Origin of the sequence: Aquimarina rhabdastrellae (assembly GCA_947387485.1) — a bacterium.
Lineage (GTDB): Bacteria > Bacteroidota > Bacteroidia > Flavobacteriales > Flavobacteriaceae > Aquimarina.
Window position 1 is genome coordinate 556,623 of the sequence record CANDNT010000001.1, and the last position, 13,383, is coordinate 570,005.

The window sequence follows — 13,383 nt, forward strand, 5'->3', positions numbered from 1 at the left end:
AATCTTTATAGGTTGGCTTCTTTTTTATTAAATCGTATTTTGGTCATATGATTACATCCAATGCTCACCAACAAAACATTAATCGTGCTTTACATTATATTGATACTCATCTCGAAGAAGATTTATCATTAACAAAAGTAGCGAGTCAAACCTATTATTCTCCATATCATTTTCACAAGCTTTTTAAAGCAATTGTTAATGAATCTTTATATACTTATATTAAACGAAAACGTATTGAAAAAGCTGCTGCTACCTTAATGCGTAGAAAAGAAATTCCTATTGCAGAAATAGCCTTGCGTTTTAATTTTGAATCTATAGCCTCATTTTCAAAAGCATTTAAAAAGTTTTATGGTATTGCTCCATTACATTTTAGAACCAAAGCACCTAGTAATTTAGCTCAGTTAGTTCGCAAGAATGGACAAGCTATTTCTTTTATCGAGCCATACATTTGTGCATCAATAATTAATTCACAAACAAAAATGGAAACTCAAATTAAAGTTTTGGATACTATCCATATGGCTAGTATTACACACATAGGAAAATCTGAACCACTACAACAATCTTTCTACAAACTTATTGAATGGGGGAAATCCGAAGGGCATATCACTTCTCCAGATTTTAAAATGGGTATGGTTTATCATGATAGCTATAAAATCACCGATCCTTCAAAAGTTAGGCACAGTGTTTCTTTAATCACTACTCAACCTATCAAAGCAAATGGTATTATAGATAGTTTAACAATCCAACAAGATACTTATCTTATTATCTCGTTAGTCATACCTCCTTCTCAATTTACACAAGCATGGAAAGATGCATTTGTATGGGCTACGGAGCATGGATATAAACCTTCTGGCAATAAATGTTTTGAGATATATCATAACGATTTCAATCAACATCCAGAAAAAAAATGTATTGTTGATTTACACATTCCCATACTGACTTCATAATACAGTTTATTTAATTTTCAAAACTGTTATATTCATTTTCGGTCTCAATTTTACAACTTGTATAAATCATATGAAATAGCTTTAATTTAAGTATATTTAGCTCTTAAATGATATAAAAATGAGCTGGATAAAAGAAATTTCATATGATGAAGCCACTGGGCAATTAAAAAAAATATACGACCGTGTAAAGGGCCCTAATAATACTATTGACAATGTACTTTCTATACATAGTTTACGCCCTCATACACTTGTAGGTCATATGAGTTTATATAAAAACGTACTGCATAATGCTAATAATACATTACCTAAATGGTATTTAGAAACCTTAGGAACATATGTTAGTACTCTTAATCAATGTGATTATTGTGTACAGCATCATTCGGCAGGACTTAAACGTTTATTAAACGATGATCGTCGTTATGAGCAATTCGTTACCTGTATTCAAAATGATAATTTTGATACTGTTTTTGAAGGCAGATTATTAGCTGGATTACATTATGCAAAGCAGCTTACGCTATCTCATACAACAATTACAGAAGAAACTATTCAAGATTTAAGAATTAAAGGTTTTGATGATGGTGAGATTCTAGAAGTAAATCAATTGGTAAGCTATTTTAATTATGTCAATCGCACAGTAGTAGGTTTGGGGGTTGATACAGCAGGAGATATTTTAGGACTTTCGCCTAATGATAGTACTGATGCAGAAAATTGGAGTCATTCTTAACAAAAATACAAAGCCCCAATTGTTTTATCACAATTGGGGCTTCTATTTATAGTATTGTTTTACTCTAATTTTTAGGATATAAAAATGATTTTACAACTTCAAAATCAACAGTTCCATCTTTTTTAACATCATAAACGATAAACAATTCTCCCCAATACGTACCATCTGTAAAATCGGCAATAATCCATTTATGATTTAATAAACGTACTTTATTTATATGCATTTTTCCTTCCATACCTACAAAAGGAACAATCGCATTATCTTCTCCAGCTTTGTTATAACTTAAAATTTGATCGCTAATGGTATTTGCTAATTTTATAGCTTCATATCCTTGATCTTCAAAATACGCTGCAGCATCTTCATTGCTATCTAACGAAAAATATGTTAAATCAAGATTAGCCGAAATCAAAGAATCTATTTCTTTTTTATGTGTCTCTACTTTTTCTTCAAGAGATGTTATCTTTTTATCATAAACTTCTGATGCTTTTTTTGCATTCATAAACTGAAATAAGATATACAGTAATGCAAAAACAAAAAGATACATAAAAATTTTACCTTTCATAATTGGGGTGCTTATTTATAAATTGATTTGTAAATTATCGTAGGCTATATATACATTTTCTGGTAATTCTGCTTGAATCTCTTCATGAAAACCATATAAATGACTGATATGCGTTAAATAGGCTCGTTCTGGTTGTATTTTTTCTATAAAAGCTAACGCTTCTTCTTCATTAAAATGAGAATGATGCTCTTCTTTGCGCAAAGCATTAACTACTAAAACCTTAACTCCTTTTAATTTTTCTAGTTCAGTTTCATCTACACTTTTAACATCTGTGAGGTATGCAAAATCTTTAAACCTAAAACCATAGACTTGAAGTTTTCCATGCCAAACATTAATAGGAATAACGTCCAGATTCCCCAGCGTAAATGGTTGGTCAGTTAGTAAATTTTCTACTACGCTGGGAGCCCCTGGATATTTATTTTCAGAACTAAAAATATAAGCAAATCTAGTTCTCAAAGAATCCAATACGCGTTCATGTGCATAGATAGGAATGTCCCCTTGTTTAAAAAAGAAAGGTCTTATGTCGTCCAATCCCATGGTGTGATCTGCATGCTCATGAGTAAAAACGATACCATCAATTTTACGTACTTGATTGGTCAACATTTGTTGTCTAAAATCAGGACCACAATCAATTACATACGTATAATCATCCCAAGAAATCAATACAGAAACTCTCAATCTCTTATCTCTTGGATCTGTACTCATACATACAGGATGGTCACTACCTATTACAGGAATTCCTTGTGATGTACCAGTACCGAGAAAAGTTATCGTCATAAAAATATATATACAAGCAAATGTACTTATATTTTTTTGTAGCTGAAAGTCTCATCTTCAACTAAGATCGTATTTATTGTAAAACCGTATGCAATTTTACGGCTCACATAATTTTATTTTCGCTAGAGTATGCTTACCTTTACCCCACAGTAAATAGATTAAAAAAAAGCCTTTTTTACTATGCCTATAACCATAATTGGAGATAAGGAATTTGAATCTGCTCCATCCATAAAAAGTAAAGCGCTTCGTATAAATTTGAACGAAAATATATATGGAACCTTTGCAGAAATTGGCGCCGGACAAGAAACCGTTCGTAATTTTTTTAGAGCAGGAGGTGCTTCTGGTACAATTGCCAAAGCAATGAGTGCTTATGACAAAGATTTTAGTGATGCTATTTATGGTATCGAAGACGACAGACGTTATGTAACTGAAGCTCGTCTTAAAAAAATGCTTAATTATGAGATAGAACTTATAGAAGAGCGTATTACTAGAGACAAACATCCTAATAAATTGTTCTTTAGTTATGCTAATACAGTTGCTACTATTGATTTTGCAAAAAAATATAAAGGCCATGGATGGGTTGGTATTCGCTACCAAACTACTCCAGATGAAGATTATAACGAAATTACATTGCATATTCGTTTTCACGAAAATGATGCGAAGTTGCAACAAATGACCTTAGGTACTCTAGGAGTAAACCTTATTTATGGTGCCTATTATAAATATGACAATCCTAAAAAGTTACTTAGATATCTATATGATCATCTTGATAAAGATCAAATAGAAATTGATACTATTAACTTTTCTGGACCTCGTTTTAAAAATGTAGACAACCGTTTAATGAGTCTTGAACTTGTTAAAAACGGAATGACAGAAGCCGTAATGTTTGGTCCTGATGGAAATAACATTCTTCCTGCTCGTATTTTATATAAAAAGAACATCTTAGCTCTTAGAGGTAGTTTTAGACCTGTAACCAAAGTAAACATGGATATCTATGAAAAAGCTTTGGATATGTTCTTACAAGAAAATAAAGTAGAAAAGGAAAAAACCGAAGTTATTTTTGAAATTACTTTATCAAACTTACGTGCCGAAGGTGAAATTGATGAAGTTGACTTTATGGCAAGAGCACAATTGCTTTGTTCTCTAGGTCAAACGGTAATGATTTCTAATTTCCAACAATACTATCGTGTAGTTGATTATTTCTCTAATTATACCAAAGCTCGTATGGCTCTTGCAATGGGAGTTAACAACTTGATCGAGATATTTGATGAGAAATATTACCGTCATTTAAGTGGTGGTATTCTTGAAGCCTTTGGTAAATTATTCTTTAAAGATCTTAAGGTATATATGTATCCACTTAAAGATCATGAAACTGGAGATCTCACTACTAGCGATAACCTTAAAGTACATCCTAGAATGAAAGAACTTTACAAGTTCTTTAAATACAACGGTAAGCTTCAAGATATTCTAGATTATGACGAAAGTATCATGAATATATACTCAAGAGAAGTTTTACAACAAATTCATGATGGTACACCTGGATGGGAAGAATTACTTCCTGATGGTATTGCTGATATTATTAAAGAAAAAAATCTTTTTGGTTATTCTTCACAAAAACAAGTCATTGAATAATCAACTATTATTATAAGCTAAAAAAAAGACTTCTATTTAAGAAGTCTTTTTTTTAGCACAAATTCTTATAAAATTTGAGCAGCATGCTCTTTAGTTTTAACTTTTGTAATTACATCTACTATAATACCGTTTTCATCAATAACAAAGGTTGTTCTATGAATACCGTCATATTCTCTCCCCATAAATTTCTTAGGCCCCCAAACACCAAAAGCTTCAATTACCTTTTTATCTTCATCTGCTAATAATGGATAAGGCAATTCTTGTTTGTTTTTAAAATTTTGTTGACGTTTTGCACTATCTGCACTTACTCCTATTATCTCATATCCTTGTGCTTGAAACGTTTGGTAATTATCTCTTAAATTACATGCTTCCGCAGTACACCCTGGCGTACTCGCTTTAGGGTAAAAGAAAACCACTAATTTCTTTCCTTTAAAATCACTTAAAGTAATTGTATTTCCGTCTTGATCCAATGCCGAAAAATCTGGAGCAGCATCTCCTGCTTTTAATGTTGTCATAGCTATATTTTGATTTCATGTTGCCAACTTATTCCTATTCGCAACTATCTTTTTTATATTTTAGCAACAAAAGTACTAAATAATGACTAAGCAAGAAAAGGTTGATTTTACAATTCAAAAACTACAAGAACTCTATCCAGAAATTCCAGTTCCGTTAGATCACAAAGATCCTTATACCTTATTAATTGCTGTTTTAATGAGTGCACAAAGTACAGATGTGAGAGTAAATCAAATTACTCCATTATTATTTGAACGTGCAGATAATCCTTATGATATGATTAAATTATCTGTAGAAGAAATACGCGAAATCATAAAACCTGTTGGCCTTAGTCCTATGAAATCTAAAGGTATTCATGGTTTATCCAAAATTTTAATCGAAAAGCATAATGGTAAAGTCCCTAAAACTTTTGAAGCACTTGAAGAACTTCCTGCTGTAGGTCATAAAACTGCAGGAGTAGTATTATCTCAGGCTTTTGATATTCCAGCTTTCCCTGTAGATACCCATATCCATAGATTAATGTACCGATGGGGTTTTAGTAATGGTAAAAATGTAACACAAACTGAAAAAGACGCAAAGCGATTATTTCCTAAAAAATTGTGGAATGATCTACATTTACAGATCATTTGGTATGGAAGGGATTATTCTCCTGCACGTGGATGGGATCTTGACAAAGATATTATTACTAAAACAATAGGTCGAAAATCTGTTATTAATGATTATTTAAAATCTAAAAAATAAACTTTAAGTTTATTTTATAAAATATTGTATTTAGCAACTGTTATTGTTTCACAAAAACAACAGTTGCTTTTTTTACACACCTATATTACAATGGTTTAACCTCAAAACTATTACTCTTATTATCATTATTATAGTATTCTTTAAAAAAGCTTTTTAAACCTAAACTGACTTTTATCAGTTTTTATACAGGTATTTTCAAATACTTTTGTTTCAACCTAAAATCATAAAACAAATTAAACTTAATTTCATATGAAAAATATACTAGTTATGGTATTCGTTATTTGCTCATTTGCAAGTAATGCACAATACAAAAGTATGAATGAAGCTATAAACTATGCTGGTAAACAACGTATGTTATCACAACGTATAGCTAAATCATTTTTAATGATTGCCTCAGATATTCAAATTGATAAATATCAACAAGAATTAGATCACAGTATGGCTGAGTTTGGAGAGACGCATTACAAACTAAAAAAATACTTTGCCGACGATGAAAAAGTAAATGCTGAGATGGAAAAAGTAGAACGTATCTGGTTCAATTTCAGAGAAACTGCTAATTCTCACGTGTATACTAAAATCAAATGTAATAGTATTTTAAATTTTTCTACGTTTTTATTAGAAGCTACTCAAAATGTAATGAATACACTTACTAATAGTTCTAAATCCAAAATCGAAAAAATTGTAGATAAATCTGGTTCTTTACGCATGCTATCTCAAAAAATTGGCGTCTATTATGTAGCTTCTCACTTAAAACTACCTACAGAAAATATCGAAGGTAATTTTGATGACGCTATCAAAGTATTAGATCAGAGACTTAGTGAATTAAAAAGTGCTAATACTGTTAATACAGAAGAAATTAATTCAAAATTAAAAAGAGCATCTATCGATTGGTCCTTTGTAAAGAAGAGTTTAAAACTTGAAAAAAACCTAAAACCAGCAACTATAGGTGTTACACTAGATACTTTTATGATGGAAATGGATGAAATAACTGGATTATACGCCAAAATACCATCCCCAAAATAAAAAACTCGTTATTTTTTCACAATAAATACTTGTATTTATCATAAAAACAGTATATTCGCAAGCATTTTTTTTATGCCCGAAAATATTAAAAACTTAACCCTATATCAATTATGAAAAAAAACTTATTCTTAGCATTTACACTTATTATCACAACGTCATTTACATCATTTGCACAGTTTAAAAACTTAAACGACGCCATTAACCATGCTGGTAAACAACGTATGTTATCACAACGAATTGCAAAATCATTCTTGATGATTGCAGCTGATATTAATATCGAAAAATACAAAGGAGAACTTGATAATAGTATGGCTCAATTTGAAGAAGCACACCATAACCTAAAGCGTTACTTTGAAAAGGATCAAAAAATGAACCCTGCAATGGAAAAAGTAGAACGTATCTGGTTTAACTTTAGAGAAACTGTAAGTTCTACTGCTTATACTAAAGTAAAATGTAACAGCGTTTTAAGTTCTTCAGCATTTTTACTTAAAGCTACAGAAGAGGTAGTAGCTCTATCTGCAACAGGAGATAAATCAAAAGTTGGTAAAATTGTTGATATGTCAGGTTCTTTGCGTATGTTATCTCAACAAATCGGTTTATTTTATGTAGCATCTTACCTTGAATTACCCTCTGATCAAATTAAAATTAAATTTGATGGTGCAATCAAAACTATAGATAAAAGGTTAGTAAACTTAATCGGTGAAAAAGTTACTAATACAAACGAAATCGCTTCTAAATTAAGAAGAGCTTCTCAAAACTGGGCTTTCGCCAAAAGAAATTTAAAATTATCAGAGAACTTAAAGCCTGCTACTGTAGGAGTTACTTTAAATTCTTTTATGAGAGAAATGGATGATATTACAGCTTTATACACGCACATCCCTACTCCTCAATAACATATAGATTATTTCAAATAATCACTTTCTAAATAAAAGAAGGCATCTAAAAGTAATTTAGATGCCTTCTTTATATTATATACAATCCAATCGTTGTTCTATTACTAATAAAAAAGACTGCTATTTCTAGCAGTCTCATTTTCAAAGTTTAGTTTAAAAGTATTTCAAACTTCAATTGCTTATAGTCTATAACACTTAATGCTTTTGAATAGTTTAATAAAAAGTCTATTGTTGTCTTTTTTGGTACAAGTTCGCGCTCCTCAAAAGAAGATAAAAAGTAATTGTTTGTCATATATGTAAGATATTGTTGTTTATCAGTTTATTATAATGAATAACGAAGAAAAATCTCACATATTGTATGCTAACTACAAAATAATCTGTTATTTAAGCTGTTAAAACTATATTGTGTTTTTCTATTACTTTACGTAAGTTAATTAAAGCATAACGCATTCTTCCTAAAGCAGTATTAATACTTACTCCTGTTTTTTCTGAAATTTCCTTAAAGCTCATGTCCTTATACATACGCATCATCAACACTTCTTTTTGATCATCAGGTAATTCCTTAATCAATTTTCTTACATCATCTTCAACTTGGTCTTTGATCAAACGCTTTTCTGCATTAAGACTTCCATCACTTATAATAGAAAAAATACTGAACTCACCGTTATCTTCAAACTTAGGCATACGGTTATCCTTCCTAAAATGATCTATGATTAAATTATGAGCGATACGCATTACCCATGGTAGAAACTTACCTTCTTCGTTATATCTTCCTTTTTTTAATGTGTTGATCACTTTAATAAATGTATCTTGAAAAATATCTTCAGAGATATCGCGATCAAAAACCTTAGAATAAATAAAACTGTAAATACGTTGTTTGTGCCTTTCGATTAAGATGGCCAAAGCATTTTCTTGACCTTTAATGTAGTTACTTACTAGTACTGCATCAGAAAGATTTGTGTACTTCATACTATTACTTTTTATAAGCTAACAATTGTAGACTTGGGTTACTCAAATACGTTTTAAAAAGTAATAATATGCTATAGGCAGTTGTAGTTTTAAAATGTGTTAATCAGTTGCTAAGATAAAAACTATATTGAGAAATCAAATGTTTTTTGTTAATTTTTTTAACGTAGCTTCTCTTTAAATATGCTTTTCTATACTCCTTTTGATTAGTTATCTTTGCCCCTCTTAGGTTAATTTTATATAGATGATTAAAGATATAGCGACTGTAGATCCCAAAGAAAATATTCTTATTAAAGGAGCTAAACTTCATAACTTAAAAAATATTGATGTAGTTATTCCTCGTAATAAACTTGTGGTGATCACAGGACTATCTGGATCAGGAAAATCCAGTTTGGCATTTGATACATTATATGCAGAAGGACAGCGTAGATATGTAGAAAGTCTATCCTCATATGCTCGTCAATTCTTAGGTCGTTTAAACAAACCTAAAGTTGATTATATAAAAGGTATCGCTCCTGCAATTGCTATAGAACAAAAAGTAAATTCGACCAATCCTAGGTCTACAGTAGGTACTACGACAGAAATTTATGATTATCTAAAATTACTTTATGCTAGAATAGGAAAAACGTACTCTCCTATTTCTAATCAAGAAGTAAAAAAAGATACTGTTACTGATGTCATCGAATATATCAAAACCTTTGAAGAGAGAACAAAACTACTCCTTCTCGCTCCTATTATCATCGAAGAAGGTCGAACTATAGAAGAAAAACTTAAAGTATTACAACAACAAGGATATGCACGTATCAAAATAAACGATACTGTATTCAGAATTGACGATACTTATACTATCGCAGAAAAAGACACTGTTTACCTTGTTGTAGATCGTATTGTTAAACATGATGACGAAGATTTTTTCAATCGTCTTGCTGATGCGACAAGTACTGCTTTTTATGAAGGTAAAGGCACTTGCTTTATCGAATCACTTAGTGATGGAGCATTACGTCAATTCAGTAATAAATTTGAGTTAGACGGAATGACATTTCTTGAGCCTAATACTCACCTTTTTAGTTTTAATAATCCTTATGGAGCATGCCCTACATGCGAAGGTTATGGTGATGTTATTGGTATTGATGAAGATTTAGTTATTCCTAATACAGCATTGAGTATTTATGATGGTGCTGTTGCGCCATGGAAAGGTGAAAGCATGAGTTGGTACAAAGATCAACTCGTTAAACATGCTTATAAATTTGATTTCCCTATACATAAACCCTATTTCGAATTAACTGAAAAGGACAAAGCTCTATTATGGGAAGGAAATGATTTGTTTGAAGGAATTAATCCGTTCTTTGAAGAGCTTGAAGCTAAAGCGTATAAGATTCAAAATCGCGTAATGCTTTCTCGTTACCGCGGTAAGACTAAATGTACTAGTTGTAAAGGGAAACGTTTACGTCCTGAAGCAAATTATGTTAAAGTAGGCGGAACAACATTATCTGATCTAGTGGAGAGTCCGTTAAGCGAATTGGTAGTGTTTTTCAAAAACCTTGAATTAAACGATTATGATGCTCAAATCGCCAAACGCTTATTAAAAGAAATCAATTCTCGCTTAGAATTTTTACGTAATGTAGGTTTACAATATTTAACCTTAAATAGAAAATCTAATACCTTATCTGGTGGTGAATCTCAACGTATCAACTTAGCCACTTCTTTGGGTAGTAGTCTTGTAGGTTCTATGTATATTCTTGATGAACCTAGTATAGGTTTACATCCAAAAGACACCGAAAAACTTATTAAAGTACTCCTCTCGCTAAGAGATTTAGGTAATACTGTTATCGTTGTAGAACATGACGAAGACATTATGAAAGCTGCCGACGAGATTATTGATATAGGTCCAGAAGCAGGAACTTATGGTGGTCATGTAGTTGCTACAGGTTCGTTTGACAAAATCATTTGTGCAGATTCTTTAACTGCCAAATATCTTAACGAAGAATTACGTATTGAAGTCCCTGAAACCAGACGTAAATTTAAATACCATATCGATATTGAAGGTGCTAGAGAAAATAACCTTAAAAATATCGATGTTACTTTGCCTCTAGGAGTTTTTACCGCTATTACTGGAGTATCTGGAAGTGGAAAAAGTACTTTAATCAAAAAAATAGTCTATCCAGCTATTCAAAAAGAAATAGGCGGTTACGGAGAGAAAGCAGGTGAATTTACTGCAATTAAAGGTAATTATAGTAATATCAAACATGTAGAATTTGTTGATCAAAATCCTATAGGTCGCTCTTCTCGCTCTAACCCTGTTACTTATATCAAAGCTTATGATGATATTCGTAATCTATTAGCATCACAAAAACTGTCCTCGATTCGCAATTATAAAGCCAAGCATTTTTCTTTTAATGTTGATGGTGGGCGTTGCGAAACTTGTAAAGGAGAAGGTGAAGTTACTATCGAAATGCAATTCATGGCAGATGTTCATCTAGAATGTGAAACTTGTGGTGGTAAACGATTTAAAAAAGATGTCTTAGAAGTTACTTTTGAAGGTAAAAATATCGATGACATTCTTTGTTTAACCATTGATGATGCTATTGATTTCTTTAGTACACATAAACAAACTAAGATTATCAAAAAGCTTCAACCATTACAAGATGTAGGATTAGGTTATGTACAATTGGGTCAGAGTTCTTCTACCCTTTCTGGTGGTGAAGCACAACGTATTAAACTAGCTTCATTCTTAGTCAAAGGAAATACCAAAGAAAAAGCTTTATTTATTTTTGACGAACCTACAACAGGGCTTCATTTTCATGATATTCAAAAACTGCTTATTTCGTTTAATGAATTGATTGCAAAAGGACATTCGATTATTGTTATTGAGCATAATCTTGATTTGATTAAATGTGCCGATTATATTATTGATTTAGGTCCAGAAGGTGGTAATAACGGTGGTAACATAGTTGCTTTTGGAACTCCCGAAGAGGTTACAAAAATTGAAACTTCATATACTGCGCAATATTTAAAAGATAAATTATAATATCACGTTAAAATACAAATTACTTTTAACAGAATTATAATATCCTTTGGCGTAAGCATTATAGTAATTAGCGGCTAATTATATAGTAACCAAAATATGCTAAAATTATGTCGCTAACAGCCGATCTAAAAGCTCATGCAGATCAATCTGCTCAAAAAATACCACAAGAATTGCAAACAATAATGAAAAGTGCAACACAAGAACTTGTTGACATTAACATTATTGATGGTACATTAAAAACTGGAGATCAACTTCCTGAAATTAGTTTACCTAATAGTAAGGGAAAGCTTATTAATATTAATGAATTATTGCAACAGGGCAAAATTGTTCTTACATTTTATCGTGGTGGTTGGTGTCCTTATTGCAATCTGGAATTAAAAGCTTTACAAGAAGCATTACCACAAATCAAAGCTCAAGGAGCACAATTAATAGCTATCACTCCAGAGACTCCAGATAATTCTTTATCAACCGCAGAAAAAAATGCTCTAGATTTTGAGATCTTAACAGATGCTTCAAATCAAGTAGCCAGACAACTGGGATTGGTTTTTAAACTTCCTGAAAATTTAATCGAAGTGTATTTAAATTTTGGAATTGATTTAATAAAAAGTAATGGCGATAATTCTCAAGAATTACCACTTGCAGCTACTTATATAATCGATACCGATGGTAAAGTAATTTATGATTTCATCAATGTAGATTACAAGCTTAGAGCAGATCCAGAAAACATACTTACTGTTTTACAATAGATTAACTATTTATAAAGTATCATTTTTATTCATTGCTCATTTTTGGCACGTGATTTGAGAATTACCTGTCAACTCAATTAAACCAAAAAGAGCTCGCTAAGGTTTTATTATAAAACTCATGGATTATGAAAAAAATGATACTTTTTATTTGTATACTATTCACTATACATAGTAATGCAGCTACACTAAATACATCGACTGTTATCGATCATCCTCAATATAAAGACACTCCGGTTTCTTTTATGACTAATGAGGTTATTTTTAATGTTTTTGCTGACGGAACTTTTGATTTCCAAATTCCAGAATATCATTCTCATGCTAGAATATATAGTGATATTCCTCAAGCTCCTACTCGAGTAAGATCAAGAAGATATTATGATCCTTTTCATATCACTACAAATCATCATGGCGACATTATTAGTATTGGTAATATTTATATCAAATACGATAAGCATTATCGCGTAAGAAAAATTGGAAATATTGATATTCGTTATCATAAACACCGATTATCACAGATAGGTGGCTTATTTATTCATTACCATAGAAATGGGGCTATTAAATATGTAGATGGTAATGTCTATTATTTAAACTGTGGTTATTGTGGTTCTTATAATTGTACTGCAGTTCATGAAGTTTATTATCCAAAACCTTATCCTAAAAAACATCGCCGCAAACACAAGCATAAAAAACATCATCATAAACATAAAAAACACAAGCACAAACACAAGCACAAACACCATCACAAAAAGCATAAGCATCACAAACACTAGATGTTTTATAAGTTTGAATTAGATTAGTTTTCGCAGCCCTATTACTCATTTTTTAAGCATG

13 protein-coding genes are annotated in these 13,383 nt (G+C 31.1%); 9 read left to right on the forward strand and 4 right to left on the reverse strand.

The window, feature by feature from the left end:
• The first annotated feature begins 47 nt into the window (after nt 1-47).
• The gene (locus ACYEKI_RS02480; protein WP_459209573.1) at nt 48-947 is read left to right on the forward strand and encodes an AraC family transcriptional regulator; all 900 of its coding nucleotides are present in this window, start codon (nt 48-50) and stop codon (nt 945-947) included.
• A gap of 118 nt (nt 948-1,065) precedes the next feature.
• Nucleotides 1,066-1,671: a carboxymuconolactone decarboxylase family protein gene (locus tag ACYEKI_RS02485; RefSeq protein WP_459209574.1), complete on the forward strand. Its 606-nt coding sequence runs from the start codon at nt 1,066-1,068 to the stop codon at nt 1,669-1,671.
• 64 nt (nt 1,672-1,735) lie between these two features.
• Here ACYEKI_RS02485 and ACYEKI_RS02490 read toward each other — a convergent pair whose 3' ends face one another.
• Entirely contained in the window at nt 1,736-2,233 is a 498-nt protein-coding gene (locus ACYEKI_RS02490) for a hypothetical protein (protein WP_459209575.1), read from the reverse strand.
• Between the two features lie 15 nt (nt 2,234-2,248).
• Nucleotides 2,249-3,010 (reverse strand): MBL fold metallo-hydrolase, encoded by a 762-nt coding sequence (locus ACYEKI_RS02495; protein WP_459209576.1) that lies wholly within the window; start codon nt 3,008-3,010, stop codon nt 2,249-2,251.
• 180 nt (nt 3,011-3,190) lie between these two features.
• On the opposite strand from ACYEKI_RS02495, the gene ACYEKI_RS02500 reads away from it, so the two are divergent.
• Nucleotides 3,191-4,642 (forward strand): TonB-dependent receptor, encoded by a 1,452-nt coding sequence (locus ACYEKI_RS02500; RefSeq protein WP_459209577.1) that lies wholly within the window; start codon nt 3,191-3,193, stop codon nt 4,640-4,642.
• 65 nt (nt 4,643-4,707) lie between these two features.
• Here ACYEKI_RS02500 and bcp read toward each other — a convergent pair whose 3' ends face one another.
• Nucleotides 4,708-5,157, reverse strand: a complete 450-nt coding sequence (gene bcp, locus ACYEKI_RS02505) for a thioredoxin-dependent thiol peroxidase (RefSeq protein ID WP_459209578.1) — start codon at nt 5,155-5,157, stop codon at nt 4,708-4,710.
• 82 nt (nt 5,158-5,239) lie between these two features.
• Between bcp and ACYEKI_RS02510 the strand changes: the two genes are divergently transcribed.
• The 3 genes from ACYEKI_RS02510 to ACYEKI_RS02520 all read left to right on the forward strand — a co-directional run bounded on the left by ACYEKI_RS02510 (nt 5,240) and on the right by ACYEKI_RS02520 (nt 7,812).
• The gene (locus tag ACYEKI_RS02510; protein WP_459209579.1) at nt 5,240-5,896 is read left to right on the forward strand and encodes an endonuclease III domain-containing protein; all 657 of its coding nucleotides are present in this window, start codon (nt 5,240-5,242) and stop codon (nt 5,894-5,896) included.
• A 249-nt stretch (nt 5,897-6,145) separates the two neighbouring features.
• Entirely contained in the window at nt 6,146-6,919 is a 774-nt protein-coding gene (locus ACYEKI_RS02515) for a type IV pili methyl-accepting chemotaxis transducer N-terminal domain-containing protein (RefSeq protein ID WP_459209580.1), read from the forward strand.
• Between the two features lie 110 nt (nt 6,920-7,029).
• Entirely contained in the window at nt 7,030-7,812 is a 783-nt protein-coding gene (locus ACYEKI_RS02520) for a type IV pili methyl-accepting chemotaxis transducer N-terminal domain-containing protein (protein WP_459209581.1), read from the forward strand.
• Nucleotides 7,813-8,196: 384 nt separating this feature from the next.
• Here ACYEKI_RS02520 and ACYEKI_RS02525 read toward each other — a convergent pair whose 3' ends face one another.
• The gene (locus ACYEKI_RS02525; protein ID WP_459209582.1) at nt 8,197-8,781 is read right to left on the reverse strand and encodes an RNA polymerase sigma factor; all 585 of its coding nucleotides are present in this window, start codon (nt 8,779-8,781) and stop codon (nt 8,197-8,199) included.
• A gap of 241 nt (nt 8,782-9,022) precedes the next feature.
• Between ACYEKI_RS02525 and uvrA the strand changes: the two genes are divergently transcribed.
• The 3 genes from uvrA to ACYEKI_RS02540 all read left to right on the forward strand — a co-directional run bounded on the left by uvrA (nt 9,023) and on the right by ACYEKI_RS02540 (nt 13,322).
• On the forward strand, nt 9,023-11,806 hold the full coding sequence (gene uvrA / locus ACYEKI_RS02530) for an excinuclease ABC subunit UvrA (RefSeq protein WP_459209583.1): 2,784 nt from the start codon (nt 9,023-9,025) through the stop codon (nt 11,804-11,806).
• A 107-nt stretch (nt 11,807-11,913) separates the two neighbouring features.
• Complete coding sequence (locus ACYEKI_RS02535) at nt 11,914-12,552, forward strand: peroxiredoxin-like family protein (RefSeq protein WP_459209584.1); 639 nt, start codon at nt 11,914-11,916, stop codon at nt 12,550-12,552.
• Nucleotides 12,553-12,677: 125 nt separating this feature from the next.
• Nucleotides 12,678-13,322, forward strand: coding sequence for a hypothetical protein (locus ACYEKI_RS02540; protein ID WP_459209585.1), 645 nt, complete (start codon nt 12,678-12,680; stop codon nt 13,320-13,322).
• Nucleotides 13,323-13,383: the final 61 nt, after the last annotated feature.